Below are 16,531 nucleotides of genomic sequence, written 5' to 3' on the forward strand. Positions count from 1 at the left end.
CCGGCCGTGAGGGTCAGGCAGCCTGCGCCGGCAGTACGTGGTCGCCGACCTTGTCCGTGCTCAGGCACAGCGAGCAGACCATCGCGTCATGGGTGGCACAGGCCGCCAGGTCCGGCCGCTCGTAGGGCTGGTGGCAGACGTGGCAGTCCAGGGTGACCGCGCTGGGGTTGCCGTCCGTGTCGAGGATCGGCTCGTCGATGCCGTCGTCGGCGCGGCGCAGGTAGTACCGGCCCTTGGTGACGATCGCCATCAGCGGGGTGAGGACGAAGGCGATGACGGCGGCGGCGACGGGGGAGTACGGCTGCAGGGTGTCGCCAAGGGCGTGGAAGTACATGGCGATGGACAGGCCGGACGCGGCGACGAAGGCCACGACGCCGACCGGGTTGACCGCGTAGAGCATGCCGCGGCGGAACTCGGGCTGGAGCGGGGAGAGCTTCAGCAGGTACTTGTTGATGCCGATGTCGGTGGCGACGGTGACGATCCAGGCGATCGCGCAGTTCGAGTAGAAGCCCAGGATGTTGTTGAGGAAGCTGAACATGTCGGCTTCCATCAGTGCGAGCGCGAAGCCGAGGTTGACCAGGACGAAGACCATGCGGCCGGGGTAGTGCCTGGTGACGCGGGTGAAGGAGTTCGTCCAGGCCAGGGAGCCCGAGTAGGCGTTGGTCACGTTGATCTTGATCTGGCTGATGACCACGAGCGCCACCGCGAGCGGGATGACCATCCAGGACGGCATCATCGCGTCGAAGGCGCCGCGGAACTGCTGGATCGGCTCGGGCGCGACGGAGGGGCCGACCTTGGCGAGGATGTAGACGGCGAGGAAGACACCGATGACCTGCTTCAGCGCGCCGAGCACCACCCAGCCGGGGCCGGCCATCATCACGGCGGTCCACCAAGTGCGCTTGTTGGCCTCGGTCTTGGGCGGCATGAACCGCAGGTAGTCGATCTGCTCGCCGATCTGCGCGATGAGCGAGAGGCACACGCCCGCGCCGAGGAGGACGGAGGCGGTGTTGACGCCGCCGTCGCCGTCCGTGCCGGCGTAGGCGAGGAAGCGGTCAACCGTGCCGGGGTCCTTGGAGATCAGGTAGACCAGCGGGGCGACCATCAGGATCAGCCAGACCGGTGTGGTCCACACCTGGAGCTTGCTGAGCGCCTTCATGCCGTAGATCACCAGGGGGATCACCATGAAGGTGGAGACCAGGTAGCCGAGCCACAGCGGCAGTCCGAGGCCCAGCTTCAGCCCCTGGGCCATGATCGAGCCTTCGAGGGCGAAGAAGATGAAGGTGAAGCTGGCGAAGATGACGCTGGTGAGCACCGAGCCGTAGTAGCCGAAGCCGGAGCCGCGGGTGATCAGGTCGAGGTCGATGTTGTAGCGGGCACCGTAGTACGCCAGCGGGAAGCCGGTGACGAAGATGACGACCGCGGCGACGGCGATCGCCACGAGCGCGTTGCCGGTGCCGTGGGCCAGGCCGATGCCGGCGCCGATGGAGAAGTCGGCCATGTAGGCGATGCCGCCGAGTGCTGTGGTGGCCACGACCATCGGGGTCCAGCGGCGGTAGGTACGGGGCGCGAAGCGGAGGGTGTAGTCCTCCAGGGTCTCCTTCGTCGCCTGACTGGTGGGGGAAGCCGGTGCGGCTGTATCCGGTGACTGGGTGGTGCTCATGGGCGGTCCTTCGGGGGTGCGGTGGCGCTGGGTGCGGGTGGGGAGAGCGGTGGGGCACCCCCGGTTGGCGTCCTCGGCAGCCGGGGTGTTCAGGGGGCGGGAGGACAACTCCCGGGATTTCAGAGGCGGTCGGCGTGCAGGGCCATCTGGGTCATGGCGCGCTGGGCGCGTTCGAGGACCACGGCCATCGAGTCGCCGACGTGGGCGTGCAGGGCGCGGTAGCCCTCGTCGAGGCGTCCGTCGCGGACGAACTCCATGATCTCGATGTGCTCGGCGATGGTCGTCTCGACACGGTCCTCGGTGAGGAAGTCGTACATCCGCACCCGGCGGATGCGCTCGCTGACCGTCACCAGGGCGTCCGTGAGGGCGGGGTTGCCGGAGGCACGGGAGAGTTCGGCGTGGAAGCGTTCGTCCTGGACGACGAAGCGCGGGTCCGGGGCGGGCGGCTGCTCGCGCATGGCGTACCACCGGTCCAACTCCGCCGCTAGGACTGCCTGGTCGTGGCGGACGGAGGTGTCCTCGATCGCGCGGGCGATGCCGCGCAGTTCGAGGGTGATCCGAAGCTCGTAGAAGTCCTTGAGCTGGGTGAGGTTGGGGATCGTGACGAAGAAACCGCCGTCACCCCGCTCGATCAGCCCGTCGGACGCCAGCCGCGCCAGCGCCTCGCGCACCGGGGTCCGTGACACCCCGAACCGGGCCGCCAGCCGCATCTCTGCCAACCGCTCGCGGGGGCCGAACTCGCCGTCGAGCACGGCCGAGCGCAGCTTCCCGTAGACCGCCTCACGCAGCGAGGGAGCGGGCGGCGCGACCGCATCCGGAGCGGTGTCCGGGTGCGTATACAGCTTCGAATCCATGAGCGGACACGCTAGAAACCGCTTGTTTCCCGGAAGGATCTCGTCCCGTGAACGGCTCGTTTCCGGGATCTCACTCCGTCGCGGGCGGATCCTTCCGGCGGCTTTGAACACCCATGGGCCTTACTGCGTTCAGTAAGTAACTGCATATCAGTCGCAATAGGAAAGGCAATGAACGCGATGCCCAAGCAAACCGGCCGTCTCGCCTTACTCGCCGCTCTTCCGGCCGCCGCCCTGCTCACCGCGGTCGGCTCGGCACCGGTGTTCGCGGCGGAGGACACCCCGGCCTACCAGATCGACCTGCAGCAGCTGAACGACTCCGGATCCAGGGGGACTGTGCTGCTGAGTGCGCGCGGCACCGAGCTGACCGTGTGGATCAAGTCCGAGGGCATGGTGCCCGGCCAGCCCTCGGCCCAGCACCTGCACGGCTCGACCGAGGGCCACGACTTCCAGTGCCCGGACGACAGTGCCGACACCAACGGCGACGGGATCCTCAACAACACCGAGGCCACGGTTCACTACGGCGACATCAACATCGCGTTGACCGTCTCGGGCGACACCGACGCGGCGACCAGCGGTCTGGCGGTGGACCGGATGCCGGTCGCCGACAAGGAAGGCAAGATCTCCTACAAGCGGACCATCCCGGTCTCCCAGGACGTGATCGACCACCTCAAGGACCTGCACGTCGTGCAGCACGGCATCGACCGCAACGACAACGGCAAGTACGACTTCGAGGGCGCCGGCAAGAGCGAACTCGACCCGAAACTCCCCCAGGAGGCGACCGCGCCAACCAACTGCGGTGAGGTCAAGGGCGCCGCCGTTGGATCCGTCCCGGTCGGCGGGATCGAGACCGGCAGCGGGGCCGCCGCCGAGTCGTCCGTGTCGCCGGGAGTGATGATCGGCGCGGCCGGTGCCGCTTCGGTGCTCGCGGTCGGCGCGTTGTTCGTCGTACGGCGGCGTGCGGCGTCCGCGTCCGTGCCCGTGGCGGTGAAGACCGGGGAGGCTGCGTGAGCCGCGCGGCCGTGCGCACACGGGCCGGGGTCCGGCGTGCCTCCGCCGCCGTGGCCGTCGGCGCCGCCGCTGTTCTGCTGCTCACAGCCTGCGGGGGGCAGGACGGTTCGGCCGCGCAGACCACCCCGGGGCAGAACGTGCCCGTGGCCACGGCGGGCAGCGGGACACCGGCGGTCGGCTCGACGGGGCAGACGGTCGCCGCCCTGGACCGGTCGGTGCCGCAGCGGGTCACCATTCCCTCCATCGGTGTGTCGAGCACCCTGGAGACGCTGCGCCAGAACGCGGAGGGCGCGATGACGACCCCGAAGGACCCGGATCTGGCGGGCTGGTACGAGCCCGGCCCGACCCCCGGTTCCCAGGGCCCCGCGGTGATCGCCGGTCACGTCACCTGGAACGGTGCGAACGCGGTCTTCAAGAAGCTGAAGACGATGCAGGCCGGGGACACGGTCGACGTGGTGCGCGAGGACGGGAAGAAGGTCACCTTCACGGTGGACCGGGTCGAGGAGTACTCGAAGGCGGAGTTCCCCACCCTGGAGGTGTACAAGAACCTCGACTACGCGGGACTGCGACTGATCACCTGCGGCGGAGACTTCGACGCGGACCGCCACTACTACCCCAACAACGTGGTGGTGTTCGCGACCATGACGGCCGTCGCGTAGAGGCGGCGGCTCAGCGCGGGCCGATCCGGGCCGCCACCCAGGGGATGCTGCGGCCGGTGGCCGCCGCCAGTTCCCGCAGGGTGGCGCCCTCGGCGGCCCGCTCGCGCAGCCACACCGTGATGTCCCGGGCGCCGACGCGCTCGGCGGCGGCCCGGTTGTTGAGCTCCACGCGTGCGTGCCGCCCGGTCTCGGAGTTCTGGCCGGACGGGCGGATCGCGATGCCGTGCTCGGCGAGCAGCCGCCGCAGCCGGCCCTTCCCGACGTCGAGGACGCGTGCCGTGTCCTCGACGCTGTTCTGCCGGTCGACGTACACGGTCCGCAGCGCCTGTCCGAGGTCGGCGAAGCCCCCGGCCCGCAGCGCGGCAGTCAGCCGGCCGTCCGCGTCCCGGGCCTGGGCGCGGCGGCCGGCGGCGAGGCTCTCCCGTCGGACCTGCCGTTGCTCGTCCGTCTCCGCCTGCCCGGTGGCGCCGTTCCAGCGTCTGCGGTTCAACTCACCGGAACGGGCCATCTCCCGTCCCGCCGCGAACCACGCCTGAGTCTCCTCCGAGGCCAGGTACGCGGCACGGCGGGCGCGGGACCGCTGCCGGGCCAGGGACCGCGCACTCAACGCCCGCGCGCGCAGCAGCCCGAACTCCCGTCGGTACTCCGCCGCAGTCATGTCGTGCACGCGCACATGGGCGCCGAGCGAGCGGAAGGCCCTTCCGCACACATGGCAGATGACGGTGTCCGCGGTCTCGTCGCGGATCAGGCGACCGAAGTCGGGATGCCGGCTCGCTCGGTCGCCCTCGCCCCTGCGCGCACCGGTCACGGCGCGGCCCTGCCGTGCGTCGACTGCACCCGGAACAGTCGCGGCTGCACGTCGGTCGCGATGGTCGCCGCCTGGTCCATGTGGATGCGGGCCGCGGGGTTGGCGAGCATCGTGCGGTAGTGCTCCTCGGACTCCCACTGGGCGTAGTTGACGACGCGCTCGCCGTCCTGGGAGGCGTGGAAGTTGGCGCAGATGAAACCGGGTTGGTGCTTCATCGTCTCCTCGGTGGCGCGCGCGAGGAGCTCGATGAGTTCGCTCTGGCGGTCGGGGGAGACGGTGAAGACGTTGATGAGCGTCGCGACCGTGCGGGTGCTGTCGATCCGTGCGGTAACAGTCATAATCCTCTCTCTCCCCTTACTGCGGGTGTGGGGAGAGGGCGAGGGCCCTCATTCCCCCGATCGGACGCGATCGCGTCGGCGAGGCAGAGGGTGTGGGCCTTCACAGGGGCTCGGGGGCGAGGGTTCTGGCCGGGTGGCCGGGGCCGAGGAAGACGGCTATGCCCTGGCCGTCCGGGGAGGGGTAGGTCGCCTGTGTCCAGCCCTCGCGCCGGTAGAAGGACATCGCCAGGGGCGACCGGACGGAGGTCAGCAGCCAGGAGCGGCCCTCGGGGGCGTCCAGCGTGATCGCCGAGAGCAGGTCACCGGCGAGGCCGGTGCCCCGGTTGCCGGGGCGCACGGCCAGCTCGTCGACCTCTCGGGCCCCGCACAGCCAGTTCACGGTCCGCTCGGCACCCAGTCCCGCGGCTGCCTGCGGATAGCAGCGGTCCGTCGGGAAGGGGGCGAGGGTGGTCCAGGCAGTGGCGAATCCGACGACCTCGTCATCGGCGAAGGCGACCGCGGCGGTGAAACCGGGGCGCCGAACGTTCACCGGCAGGCGTCCCACGAACTCGACCGCCTTCTCCTCGTCCTCGTTCCACGGCGGAACGCAGAAGGCGTCCAGGTACACGGAGTGCAGGGCGGGAACGTGGGCCAGCAACCCCTCATCGTTGAAGATCCGGATCTCCATCAGGCCGCCACCACCCCGCCCGCCGAGAGGGGGTGCAGCGCCGCGTACTCCAGCGGCGCCGACGGATCGATCGACACGTCCAGGGGCGCGGGCCCGGCCCCGGCGCGGACGAGCAGGTCACCGACGGCCGCGATCATCGCGCCGTTGTCCGTGCACAACTTCAGCGGAGGTACGCGCAGTTCGATCCCGGCGGCCCGGCAGCGCTCCTCGGCCAGCGACCGCACCCGTGAGTTCGCGGCCACCCCGCCGACCACGACGAGCGTGCCGACGCCGTGCTCTCGGCAGGCGGCCACCGCCTTCCGGGTCAACACGTCGGCGACCGCTTCCTGCAGCGAGGCCGCGCCGTCGGCCACCGGCAGCTCACGGCCCGCGTGCCCCTCCGCCCAGCGCGCCGCGGCCGTCTTCAGCCCCGAGAAGGAGAAGTCGTACGAGCCCGGCAGCGGCCGGGGGAAGGCGACAGCGCCCGGGTCCCCCTCACGCGCCGCCCGGTCGATGGCCGGACCGCCGGGATACGGCAGCCCGAAGACCCGCGCGACCTTGTCGAAGCACTCCCCGGCGGCGTCGTCGAGGGTGTCGCCGAGGTGGAGGATCGGATCGCGGACCAGGTCACGGACGAGGAGGAGCGAGGTGTGGCCGCCGGAGACGATCAGCACCAGGCAGGGATCGGGCAGCGGCCCGTGCTCCAGGGCGTCGGCGGCGACGTGACCGGCGAGGTGGTGGACGCCGTACAGCGGGACGTCGAGCGCGTACGCGATCCCCTTCGCCCCGGCCAGCCCCACCTGGAGGGCGCCCGACAGACCCGGGCCGGTGGTCACCGCGACCGCGCCGACGTCCGACAGCCGCAGCCTCGCCTCGTCCAGCGCCTGCCGGACCACCGGACGGAGTGCGTGCAGGTGTGCCCGGGAGGCGATCTCCGGCACCACCCCGCCGTAGCGGGCGTGCTCGTCCATGCTCGACGCCAGCGCGTGACCGAGCAGCCGCCCGTCGCGGACCAGCCCCGCGCCGGTCTCGTCGCAGGACGACTCGATGCCCAGCACGATCCGAGAGCCCATGTGCCCACCCTCCTGCACTTCATAAGTTGTTGCGAGTAGTGTGCAATAAAGGCGGGGGTGATGTGTACCTGAACAAGGGTGTGCTGGTCACCGCCCTGTAGAGTGCGCCCCCGTTGCCCCCGAGCCCTGAGGAACCGAGCAGTGAATCCCGCACGTCCGGCACCGGACGCCGCAGCTGTGACCGTGGTCGGGGTCGGTGCCGACGGCTGGGCTGGACTGCCCGATGCCTCCCGTGCGGCGCTGCGCGAGGCCGAGGTCCTGATCGGCGGCCGGCGCCAACTGGGCCTGCTGCCACCGGAGTGCACCGGGGAGCGGATCACCTGGCCCTCGCCACTGCGCCCCGCCGTCCCCGGCCTGCTCGCCGAGCACGCCGGCCGCCGGATCGCCGTCCTGGCCAGCGGGGACCCGATGTTCTACGGCATCGGACGCGCCCTCGCCGAGGAGGACGGCGCCCTGCGGGTCCTGCCGCATCCGTCCTCCGTCTCGTACGCCGCCGCTCGTCTCGGCTGGCCGTTGGAGGACGTCGAGGTCGTCTCGCTCGTCGGCCGTCCGACGGCTCGCCTGGCCGCCGCGCTGCACGACGGCCGACGGCTCCTCGTGCTCAGTGCGGACGCCGGTACGCCCGGCGAGGTCGCCGCCCTGCTGCGGGACCGGGGTTTCGGGCCGAGCCGGATGCGGGTCCTGGAGCAGCTCGGCGGCGGCAGGGAACGTACGACCCGCGAAGCCGCGACCGACGACTGGCGGCACCCGCCCGGCGACCCGCTCAACCTCGTCGCCGTCGAGTGCCGCCGAGCACCCGACGCCCTGCGTCTGGGCGCCGTCCCGGGCCTGCCGGACGCGGCGTACGAGCACGACGGACAGCTCACCAAGCGGCACGTCCGGGCCGCCACGCTCGGCGCGCTCGCGCCCGCGCCCGGCGAGCTGCTGTGGGACATCGGCGGCGGCTCCGGCTCGATCGCGATCGAGTGGATGCGCACCCACGCCTCGTGCCGCGCGGTCACCGTCGAGCGCGACCCGGTACGAGCAGAACGCATCACACGCAACGCCGAACGCCTCGGCGTCCCCGGCCTGCGGGTCGTCATCGGTGCCGCACCCGCGGCCATCGCCGAACTCCCCCCGCCCGACGCCGTGTTCGTCGGCGGCGGGCTCACGGCCCCTGGTCTCCTCGACGCCTGCTGGCAGGCCCTGCCCGTGGGCGGACGGCTGGTCGCCAACACGGTGACGCTGGAGTCCGAGGCGCTGCTCGCCGACGCCTACCGTCTTCACGGTGGCGAGCTGGTGAAGCTGGCCGTGGCGCACGCCGTGCCCGTGGGCGGCTTCACCGGGTGGCGACAGGCGATGCCGGTGACCCAGTGGGCCGTACAGAAACCGCGGACGACCCTCAACCCCCTTCCAGGAGTGGACAGATGACCGTGTACTTCATCGGCGCCGGCCCCGGCGCCGCCGACCTGATCACGGTCCGCGGCGCCCGCACGCTCGCCGCCTGCCAGGTCTGTCTGTACGCGGGCAGCCTGGTTCCGCGCGAGCTGCTCGCCGAATGCCCGCCGGACGCGCGGCTGGTGGACACCGCGCAGCTCAACCTCGACGAGATCACAGCCGAGTTGATCCGCGCGCACGAGGAGGGGCACGACGTGGCCCGGCTGCACTCCGGGGACCCGTCCGTGTTCAGTGCGGTCGCCGAGCAGATGCGGAGGCTGGACGCGGCCGGTGTGCCGTACGAGGTCGTCCCGGGCGTACCGGCGTTCGCCGCCGCGGCGGCTTCCCTGAAGCGGGAGTTGACCGTGCCGACCGTCGGCCAGACCGTCATCCTCACCCGCGTCGCGAACCGCGCCACCGCCATGCCGGAGGGTGAGGACCTGGCCACGCTCGGGCGGAGCGGCGCGCTGATCGTGCTGCACCTGGCCGCCAAGTACGTGGACCGTGTGGTCGGCGAACTGCTCCCGCACTACGGCGCCGACTGCCCGGCCGCCGTCGTCGCCTACGCCTCCCGCCCCGACGAGCTGATCATTCGGGGCACACTCGACGAGATCGCCGGGAAGGTGAAGGAGGCCGGGGTCCTGCGCACGGCTGTGATCATGGTGGGGCGGACGCTGGGCGCGGAGCAGTTCCGGGACAGCCACCTGTACTCGCCGGAGCGGGAACGGCATGTCTGCTGAACAGCCGCCGTCCGTGGAGATCAGTCGCGCTGTCGCACGGGACGCGGAGCGACTCACCACCATGATTCACGCATCCGGCGCCTGTCAGCGTGAGCACGCCTCGATCATCGACGGATACCGGGTGGATGCGGAGTACATCGCTCGCCACCCCGTCTACCTCGCCCAGGACGCGTCCGAGCGCTTGCTGGGCTTCTACTCCCTGGTCCTCCAACCTCCTGAGCTGGACCTGGCGTTCGTCGCGGACGACCTTCAGGGCGCCGGCGTCGGGCGACTGCTGATCAGCCACATGCTCGGTCAGGCCCGCGAGGCCGGCCTGGCCGAGGTGCGCGTGGTGTCCAACCCGCCGGCCGAGGGGTTCTACGCCCGCATGGGCGCCGAACGGGTGGGGACGATGGGCCCGGCGTGACGTCCATGCCCCTCCCGTTCCCGTTCCCGTTCGTCAGGCCACGGCGCTGCGCCCCACCACCGCCCCCGCCCGGTCGATGCAGATCATGTCCACCGCGACCGGTGCGCCCCGCAGTACGGCGAGCGCCTCGTCGCGGGCCTCCGTGGCGACCAGGTCGCCGAGCGGCACCCCGGCGGCCATGCACAGCTGCAGGGCGGCGAGGCCCGTGTTGGCGGTGGCCACCTCGGCGGCCAGGGAGTCGTGCGCGCCGCCGCGTCGGGCCAGTTCGGCGAGGAAGCCCTTGTCGACCTGGGAGCGGGCCGAGTGCAGGTCCAGGTGTCCGGCAGCCAGCTTCGACAACTTGGCGAAGCCGCCGCAGATCGTCAGGCGGTCCACGGGGTGACGGCGGACGTACTTCAGCACCGCGCCCGCGAAGTCGCCCATGTCGAGCAGGGCGTCCTCGGGCAGGCCGTACTCGGCGACGACCGTCCTCTCCGACGTCGACCCCGTGCACCCGGCGACATGCGTGCGCCCGGCCGCCCGCGCCACGTCCACACCGCGCCGAATGGAGTCGATCCAGGCCGAGCAGGAGTACGGGACGACGATCCCGGTGGTGCCGAGGATGGACAGACCGCCGAGGATGCCGAGCCGTGGGTTCCAGGTGGAGCGGGCGATCTCCTCGCCGTGGTCGACGGAGACGGCGATCTCGACATCGCCGGTGCCGCCGTACCGGGCGGCGACCTCGGCGACGTGGTCGCGCATCATCTGGCGCGGAACCGGGTTGACGGCCGGCTCGCCGACGGGCAGCGGCAGACCGGGGCGGGTGATCGTGCCCACGCCCGGACCCGCCTTGAAGACGACTCCGGCCCCGGCGGACAGCTGCCGTACCGTCGCCCGGATCAGCGCCCCGTGTGTGACGTCCGGGTCGTCGCCCGCGTCCTTCACCACCCCGGCCATCGCCGCCCCACCGGCAAGTTTCTCGGCCGCCAGCGCGAACGACGGTGTCTGCCCCTTGGGCAGCGTGATCGTCACCGGGTCGGGAAACTCGCCGGTCAGCAGCGCGGTGTACGCGGCCGTGGTGGCCGCCGTCGCGCAGGCGCCGGTGGTCCAGCCGGGGCGTAGACCGGTGTGCTTGAGTTGGGCGCCGCGACCCCCCTTCGCCTCGCCGGAACCTCGCTCTTCACTGCTGCTCATGAACGGACTCGGACTCCCATGCACGTACTGATCCTCGGCGGCACCACGGAGGCCCGCCGCCTCGCCGAGCTGCTGCACGGCACGCCGGGACTGCGCGCGACCAGCTCCCTCGCCGGACGGGTCGCAAGTCCGCGGCTGCCACCGGGCGAGGTCCGGGTCGGCGGGTTCGGCGGGCCCGGAGGACTCGCCCAGTGGCTGCGCGAGCACGCGGTCGACGCCCTGATCGACGCAACCCACCCCTTCGCAGGCACGATCAGTTTCCATGCCGCGCAGGCGGCTGCCGCGGTCCATGTTCCCCTGCTGGCGCTGCGCCGCCCCGGCTGGGTCCCCGTCGAGGGCGACCGCTGGCACGAGGCCGGCTCGCTGGAGGCGGCGGCACGGCTGTTGCCCGGGCTCGGGCGCCGGATCTTCCTCACCACCGGCCGGACGGGCCTCGCCGCCTTCGCGGACCTCACCGACCCGTGGTTCCTGGTCCGCTCCGTGGACGCGCCGGAGCCGCCGCACCCGCCCCGCATGCAGACCCTGCTCGACCGCGGCCCCTTCACCCTCGACGGCGAACGCGAACTCCTGCGCGGCCATCGCATCGACGTCGTCGTGACGAAGGACAGCGGCGGAGCCGCCACGGCGCCGAAACTGACCGCTGCACGGGAGGCCGGAGTGCCCGTGATCGTGGTCCGGCGGCCCCCGGTTCCCGAGGGCGTACCGGTCGTGCCCGAACCGGAGGAGGCGGCCCGCTGGCTCCACGAACGCCTCGACCTGCACACTTTTCGTCTCCCTGACTGAATCCTGACGCGGGCTTTACCGCAACCATCTTGTTCTTGCAACTCATTGGCAGAAACCTGAAAGGTGCGGCTGAAAACAGCCACTCGCCCAGCAGTAAGGCCCACGTCCCCATGACCTCCGCTCCCGATTCCACCTCCGCACGCCCGGCCGCTCCGGGTACGCGGGGCGGTATCTCGTGGCACCGCATACGCACGTCCATGACCCGCAAGGAATGGGCGAGCGTCGGCGGGATGGCCGCGTTCATCCTGGCGCTGCACGTCATCGGCTGGTTCACGCTCGTGGCGATCGTCGCCCCGGAGCACTACAGCCTGGGTACCAAGACCTTTGGTATCGGAATCGGCGTCACCGCGTACACCCTCGGTATGCGGCATGCCTTCGACGCCGACCACATCGCCGCCATCGACAACACCACCCGGAAGCTGATGAACGAGGGCCAGCGCCCGATGTCGGTCGGTTTCTGGTTCTCCCTCGGCCACTCGACGATCGTCTTCGCTCTCGCCTTCCTGCTCTCGCTCGGTGTGAAGGAACTGGCCGGGCCGGTCGAGAACGACGACTCCACCCTCCACAGCGTCACGGGCTGGATCGGTACGACTGTCTCCGGGACCTTCCTCTACGTCATCGCGATCATCAACCTGGTGATCATGGTTGGCATCTGGAAGGTCTTCCGGCAGATGCGCCACGGCCACTTCGACGAGGCCGCCCTGGAGGAGCAGCTCAACAACCGCGGCTTCATGAACCGCATCCTCGGCCGCGTCATGAAGTCGATCACCAAGCCGTGGCAGATGTACCCGCTGGGTGTGCTCTTCGGTCTCGGCTTCGACACCGCCACCGAGATCGCACTGCTGGTGCTGGCCGGCTCGGGCGCGGCTTCCGGCTTGCCCTGGTACGCGATCCTGTGCCTGCCGATCCTCTTCGCGGCCGGTATGTCGCTGCTCGACACGATCGACGGCTCGTTCATGAACTTCGCCTACGGCTGGGCCTTCTCCAAGCCGGTCCGCAAGGTCTACTACAACCTCACGATCACCGGCCTGTCCGTCGCCGTCGCCCTCATCATCGGCACGGTGGAGCTGCTGGGCCTGGTCGCCGAGAAGGCGGACCTGCACGGCCCGTTCTGGGACTGGGTCTCCGGTCTCGACCTGAACATCATCGGTTACGTCATCGTCGGCCTGTTCTTCGCGACATGGGCGGTGGCCCTGCTGGTGTGGAAGGTCGGCCGGATCGAGGAGAAGTGGACGGCGGGGCTGGCCCCCGCCGAACAAGGCGCCGAGTAGAGCCGGTCGCGGTGCCTCCGCCGGAGTGGAGGCGCCGCACATGCTCACGTCTCGGGATACCGGCGAGGGGTCCAGACGGCGTCCTCGCCGGTTCCCCGCCGTACGGCCTGGGTCTGCGAGGAGCCGACCAGCAGGATCGTGCGCATGTCCACTTCGGCCGGGTCGAGGTCGGTCAGCCGTACGATCCGCACGCGCTCACCAGACCCGCCGACATCCCGCGCCACCACGACCGGCGTGTCCGGCGCCCGGAGTTCCAGCAGCAGCTCGCGCGCCTTGCCGACCTGCCAAGTACGGCTGCGCGAGCCGGGGTTGTACAGCGCCAGCACCAGATCCGCCGCAGCCGCCGCGCGCAGCCGCTCGGCGATGACCTCCCATGGCTTGAGCCGGTCGGAGAGCGAGATGGCGGCGTAGTCGTGCCCGAGCGGGGCGCCTGCGCGGGCCGCCGCCGCGTTGGCGGCGGTCACGCCAGGCAGCACCCGCACCGGCACGTCCAGGTGCTCCTTCTGCGAGGCGGCCTCCAGCACGGCCGTCGCCATGGCGAACACCCCCGGGTCGCCGCCCGAGACGACGGCCACCCGCCGCCCCCGCTGGGCCAGTTGGAGCGCGAACTCCGCGCGCTCGGCCTCGACCCGGTTGTCGCTGCCGTGTCGCCGCTGACCGGCGCGCACGGGCACGCGGTCCAGGTAGGTGGTGTAGCCGACCAGGTCGTCGGCGGCGGCCAGCGCACCTCGCGTCTCCGGCGTCAGCCACAGGGGACCTGCCGGCCCGGTCCCGACCACCACGACCTCGCCTCGCTCTCGCGACGAAGGCCGCTCGGCGTCGGCCCGGCTGGGCAGCACGGCCACCGAGAAGTACGGCACCGACTTCGCGTCCACGTCCGCCAGTTCGGCGACCCGCTCCCCGGCCATGGTGGCCCGCTCGACGTACCGGGCCTCGCCCAGCTTTCCCGAACTCTCCAGCGCGCCGCGCACCTTGGTGAAGGTCCGCCCGAGCTTCATCACCACGGCGGCGTCCGTCGAGGCCAGCCGCGCGGTCAGCTCCTCCTCGGGCAGCGTGCCCGGCAGGATCGTCAGCACCTCCTCGCCCTCGGCGAGCGGGGTGCCGAGCCGGGCCGCGGCGGCGGACACGGAGGTGACACCGGGGACGACCTCGGTGTCGTAGCGGTCGGCGAGCCGCTTGTGCATGTGCATGTAGGAGCCGTAGAAGAGCGGGTCGCCCTCGGCGAGTACGGCGACGGTCCGGCCGGCGTCGAGGTGTGCGGCGAGGCGGGCCGACGCCTGGGCGTAGAACTCCTCCATGGCGCCCTTGTACCCGCCGGGGTGGTCGGTGGTCTCCGTCGTGACCGGGTAGACCAGCGGCTCCTCGACGTGGTGGGCGCGGATGTGCTTCGCCGCGATCGAGCGGGCGATGGAACGGCCGTGGCGGGCGCTGTGGTACGCGATCACGTCCGCCTCGGCGATGACCTCGACGGCCCGTAGGGTCATCAGGGACGGGTCGCCGGGGCCGAGCCCGACTCCGTACAACTTGCCGGTCACTCTTCCTCGCTCGCGATCGCGTTGAGCGCGGCGGCGGCGATGGCGCTGCCGCCGCGACGGCCGCGTACGACCAGGTGTTCGAGAGTCGAGGCCGCCAGCGCGTCCTTGGACTCGGCGGCGCCGACGAACCCGACCGGCACACCGATGACGGCGGCGGGGCGGGGTGCGCCCGCCTCGATCATCTCCAGGAGGCGGAACAGGGCGGTGGGGGCGTTGCCGACGGCGACGACCGCGCCCTCCAGCCGGTCGCGCCACAGCTCCAGGGCGGCGGCGCTGCGGGTGGTGCCGAGCTTCGCCGCGAGCTCCGGGACGGCGGGGTCGGAGAGGGTGCAGAGCACGTCGTTGCCGGCGGGCAGCCGCTTGCGGGTGACTCCGCTGGCCACCATCTGCACGTCCGTGAAGATGGGCGCACCGGCGCGCAGGGCCTCGCGGGCGCGGGCCACGGCGGCGGGTGTGTACGCCATGTCTCGTACGAGGTCGACCATTCCGCAGGCGTGGATCATCCGGACGGCGACCTGGCTGACGTCGGCGGGCAGGCCGGCGAGGTCCGCCTCCGCGCGGATGGTGGCGAAGGACTGGCGGTAGATGGCCACGCCGTCCTTCTCGTAGTCGTAGGGGGTCACGGTGGTCTTCTCGCTGCTTTCGGTCGTCAACAGGCTTGTACGGCTCATGAGGTGATCGCCGCCAGGGCGGCGGGGAGTCGGGAGGGATCGTCGAGGTCGGCTGTGCGCGGATGCTGTCCCCGTACGGCGGTGGAGAGCCGGTAGCCGCCTGCTGGCGCGGCGACCACGTCGATCCGGTCGCCCCGGGGACGGCCGCAGCGGCGCTCGCAGCCGGACCAGTACAGGGGGAGGTCGTTGGGGCCGACCGTGCCGAGGGCGGCGGTCGCGTCGCTCTGCACGTCGGCCCGGGACTTGGCGCATCCGGGCCGGCCGATGCAGGCGCCGACGCGCAGCCAGGGGGAGCCGGGATCGGTGACGAGGCCGACGGCGGCGAGGCGGGCGAGCGGCTCGTCCGCGTCCGCCCGCGTTGCGGGAAGGACCACGCCGCTCCACGGGGTCAGCCGCAGCTCGCCGACGGCGACCCGCGTCAGCTCCCGCCATCGGAGGGCCGACAGCCGACCCAGGGGGACGTGCACGGACAGGCCGTTGCCCACGGCTCCGATGAGTGGCCCGTCGGCATGCGCGGTGTCCCGGGTCCGCCGCCCGTGAGCGATGCCTTCGGCTCTCAGGCGGTGGCTGACCATCTGGAGCAACTCGCCACGCTGACAGGAGAGTTCATCCACGCGCCACGCGTGCGTCCCGCTCGCCTGCACGGCCTCCACGAAGGTCTCCGCGGCGAGCAGGGAGCCTCGCGCGGCGTCCTCGGCGGAGAGACGCAGCGCCTCGGGCCCGGTTCCGAGGGCGAGTTGCGCGCTGTCGTCCTCCGTCGCTCGTACGGTCACATCGGCGCCGAGCCCGGCCACGTCCCCGCGCCCGTCGTCGAGCGCGAACAGGAACCGCCCCGACAACGCCTGCGCGGTCTCGCTCGCGCACAGCGCCGCGTCGAGATCCGTCAGCCAGGGCCGTACCTCCCGTACGCCCCGCCCGTCCACACCGGACAGCGGCGAGGCGACGATGTTGCGGACCCGTTCGTGCGCGGGCGAGGGCGACAGCCCGGCCGTGTCCAGCAGTTGGGTCAACTCTCCACCGCACTCGCCACGCAGCCCCCGCAGCTGCACGTTGCCCCGCGAGGTCAGATGCAGTTCGCCGTCGCCCAGCCGTTCTGCCGCCTCGCCGAGGGCCTCCGCCTGCCGCACGGTCAGGACACCGCCGGGAACCCGGATGCGGGCCAGCGTCCCGTCGTCCGCCGCGTGCAGTCGCAGCGACCCCGGGCACGCGTCAGCGCGCACTCGTGGGACCCCTGTGGCCTGGGGTGATGAACGACGGGCAGCCGTGGACATGGCGGCGAGCATACCCACGATCACGCCGGATGTATGCCCCGCCCCTTTCCTGTGACCCTTACTATGCTCCTCGGTGGATCATCCGGTCCGCCGACGCCACGACGGCGACAGGGGAGGAAGCCCGGTGCGAATCCGGCGCGGTCCCGCCACTGTGAGCCCGCCCTCCGGGGCCGGGTGAGTCAGGAACTCCCGCCGTCCTGCAACGCCCGGGGCGCGGAC

General features: G+C 71.6%; 17 protein-coding genes and 1 riboswitch. Of the genes, 7 read left to right on the top strand and 10 right to left on the bottom strand.

Features of this window, described 5'->3' with window-relative positions; genetic code table 11:
- Positions 1 to 13: 13 nt before the first annotated feature.
- Both ACQEWB_RS37460 and ACQEWB_RS37465 read right to left on the bottom strand, forming a co-directional pair.
- Positions 14 to 1,660, bottom strand: coding sequence for a purine-cytosine permease family protein (locus ACQEWB_RS37460; protein ID WP_432839119.1), 1,647 nt, complete (start codon positions 1,658 to 1,660; stop codon positions 14 to 16).
- Between the two features lie 119 nt (positions 1,661 to 1,779).
- Positions 1,780 to 2,514, bottom strand: coding sequence for a GntR family transcriptional regulator (locus ACQEWB_RS37465; RefSeq protein WP_432839121.1), 735 nt, complete (start codon positions 2,512 to 2,514; stop codon positions 1,780 to 1,782).
- A gap of 177 nt (positions 2,515 to 2,691) precedes the next feature.
- On the opposite strand from ACQEWB_RS37465, the gene ACQEWB_RS37470 reads away from it, so the two are divergent.
- Both ACQEWB_RS37470 and ACQEWB_RS37475 read left to right on the top strand, forming a co-directional pair.
- Positions 2,692 to 3,522: a hypothetical protein gene (locus tag ACQEWB_RS37470; RefSeq protein ID WP_432839123.1), complete on the top strand. Its 831-nt coding sequence runs from the start codon at positions 2,692 to 2,694 to the stop codon at positions 3,520 to 3,522.
- Positions 3,519 to 4,181 (top strand): class F sortase, encoded by a 663-nt coding sequence (locus ACQEWB_RS37475; RefSeq protein WP_432839125.1) that lies wholly within the window; start codon positions 3,519 to 3,521, stop codon positions 4,179 to 4,181. Before ACQEWB_RS37470 ends, ACQEWB_RS37475 begins: the two co-directional genes overlap by 4 nt.
- Before the next feature lie 10 nt (positions 4,182 to 4,191).
- On the opposite strand, the gene ACQEWB_RS37480 is transcribed toward ACQEWB_RS37475, so the two are convergent.
- The 4 genes from ACQEWB_RS37480 to tsaD all read right to left on the bottom strand — a co-directional run bounded on the left by ACQEWB_RS37480 (position 4,192) and on the right by tsaD (position 7,046).
- Complete coding sequence (locus tag ACQEWB_RS37480) at positions 4,192 to 4,989, bottom strand: MucR family transcriptional regulator (RefSeq protein ID WP_432839127.1); 798 nt, start codon at positions 4,987 to 4,989, stop codon at positions 4,192 to 4,194.
- Positions 4,986 to 5,327, bottom strand: coding sequence for an antibiotic biosynthesis monooxygenase family protein (locus tag ACQEWB_RS37485; RefSeq protein ID WP_432839129.1), 342 nt, complete (start codon positions 5,325 to 5,327; stop codon positions 4,986 to 4,988). The genes ACQEWB_RS37480 and ACQEWB_RS37485 overlap by 4 nt, the downstream gene beginning before the upstream one ends.
- Before the next feature lie 100 nt (positions 5,328 to 5,427).
- Positions 5,428 to 5,994 carry an N-acetyltransferase family protein gene (locus tag ACQEWB_RS37490; protein WP_432839131.1) on the bottom strand — a complete coding sequence of 189 codons (567 nt, stop codon included), beginning with the start codon at positions 5,992 to 5,994 and terminating at the stop codon, positions 5,428 to 5,430.
- Entirely contained in the window at positions 5,994 to 7,046 is a 1,053-nt protein-coding gene (gene tsaD / locus ACQEWB_RS37495; protein WP_432839133.1) for a tRNA (adenosine(37)-N6)-threonylcarbamoyltransferase complex transferase subunit TsaD, read from the bottom strand. The genes ACQEWB_RS37490 and tsaD overlap by 1 nt, the downstream gene beginning before the upstream one ends.
- A gap of 141 nt (positions 7,047 to 7,187) precedes the next feature.
- On the opposite strand from tsaD, the gene cbiE reads away from it, so the two are divergent.
- The 3 genes from cbiE to ACQEWB_RS37510 all read left to right on the top strand — a co-directional run bounded on the left by cbiE (position 7,188) and on the right by ACQEWB_RS37510 (position 9,608).
- Positions 7,188 to 8,456, top strand: a complete 1,269-nt coding sequence (gene cbiE, locus ACQEWB_RS37500; protein ID WP_432839135.1) for a precorrin-6y C5,15-methyltransferase (decarboxylating) subunit CbiE — start codon at positions 7,188 to 7,190, stop codon at positions 8,454 to 8,456.
- On the top strand, positions 8,453 to 9,202 hold the full coding sequence (cobM, locus tag ACQEWB_RS37505; RefSeq protein WP_432839137.1) for a precorrin-4 C(11)-methyltransferase: 750 nt from the start codon (positions 8,453 to 8,455) through the stop codon (positions 9,200 to 9,202). Before cbiE ends, cobM begins: the two co-directional genes overlap by 4 nt.
- A 61-nt stretch (positions 9,203 to 9,263) precedes the next feature.
- A complete protein-coding gene (locus ACQEWB_RS37510) occupies positions 9,264 to 9,608 on the top strand; it encodes a GNAT family N-acetyltransferase (RefSeq protein ID WP_432839139.1) in 345 nt (114 codons plus the stop codon).
- Positions 9,609 to 9,641: 33 nt separating this feature from the next.
- On the opposite strand, the gene ACQEWB_RS37515 is transcribed toward ACQEWB_RS37510, so the two are convergent.
- Complete coding sequence (locus ACQEWB_RS37515; RefSeq protein ID WP_432839141.1) at positions 9,642 to 10,781, bottom strand: cobalt-precorrin-5B (C(1))-methyltransferase; 1,140 nt, start codon at positions 10,779 to 10,781, stop codon at positions 9,642 to 9,644.
- Between the two features lie 18 nt (positions 10,782 to 10,799).
- Here ACQEWB_RS37515 and ACQEWB_RS37520 point away from each other — a divergent pair, with 18 nt between their 5' ends.
- A complete protein-coding gene (locus ACQEWB_RS37520; RefSeq protein WP_432839143.1) occupies positions 10,800 to 11,564 on the top strand; it encodes a cobalt-precorrin-6A reductase in 765 nt (254 codons plus the stop codon).
- Positions 11,565 to 11,674: 110 nt separating this feature from the next.
- Positions 11,675 to 12,835 carry a HoxN/HupN/NixA family nickel/cobalt transporter gene (locus ACQEWB_RS37525; protein WP_432839145.1) on the top strand — a complete coding sequence of 387 codons (1,161 nt, stop codon included), beginning with the start codon at positions 11,675 to 11,677 and terminating at the stop codon, positions 12,833 to 12,835.
- 44 nt (positions 12,836 to 12,879) lie between these two features.
- On the opposite strand, the gene ACQEWB_RS37530 is transcribed toward ACQEWB_RS37525, so the two are convergent.
- The 3 genes from ACQEWB_RS37530 to ACQEWB_RS37540 are packed head-to-tail and all read right to left on the bottom strand — an operon-like array spanning position 12,880 to position 16,324.
- Positions 12,880 to 14,370 carry a precorrin-2 C(20)-methyltransferase gene (locus tag ACQEWB_RS37530; protein WP_432839147.1) on the bottom strand — a complete coding sequence of 497 codons (1,491 nt, stop codon included), beginning with the start codon at positions 14,368 to 14,370 and terminating at the stop codon, positions 12,880 to 12,882.
- On the bottom strand, positions 14,367 to 15,041 hold the full coding sequence (locus tag ACQEWB_RS37535; protein ID WP_432839149.1) for a precorrin-8X methylmutase: 675 nt from the start codon (positions 15,039 to 15,041) through the stop codon (positions 14,367 to 14,369). The genes ACQEWB_RS37530 and ACQEWB_RS37535 overlap by 4 nt, the downstream gene beginning before the upstream one ends.
- Positions 15,038 to 16,324 carry a cobalamin biosynthesis protein CobG gene (locus tag ACQEWB_RS37540; RefSeq protein ID WP_432844211.1) on the bottom strand — a complete coding sequence of 429 codons (1,287 nt, stop codon included), beginning with the start codon at positions 16,322 to 16,324 and terminating at the stop codon, positions 15,038 to 15,040. The genes ACQEWB_RS37535 and ACQEWB_RS37540 overlap by 4 nt, the downstream gene beginning before the upstream one ends.
- 45 nt (positions 16,325 to 16,369) lie before the next feature.
- Positions 16,370 to 16,520: riboswitch (cobalamin riboswitch) on the top strand.
- Positions 16,521 to 16,531: the final 11 nt, after the last annotated feature.

Origin of the sequence: Streptomyces sp. CA-249302 (genome assembly GCF_050936785.1) — a bacterium.
GTDB lineage: Bacteria > Actinomycetota > Actinomycetes > Streptomycetales > Streptomycetaceae > Streptomyces.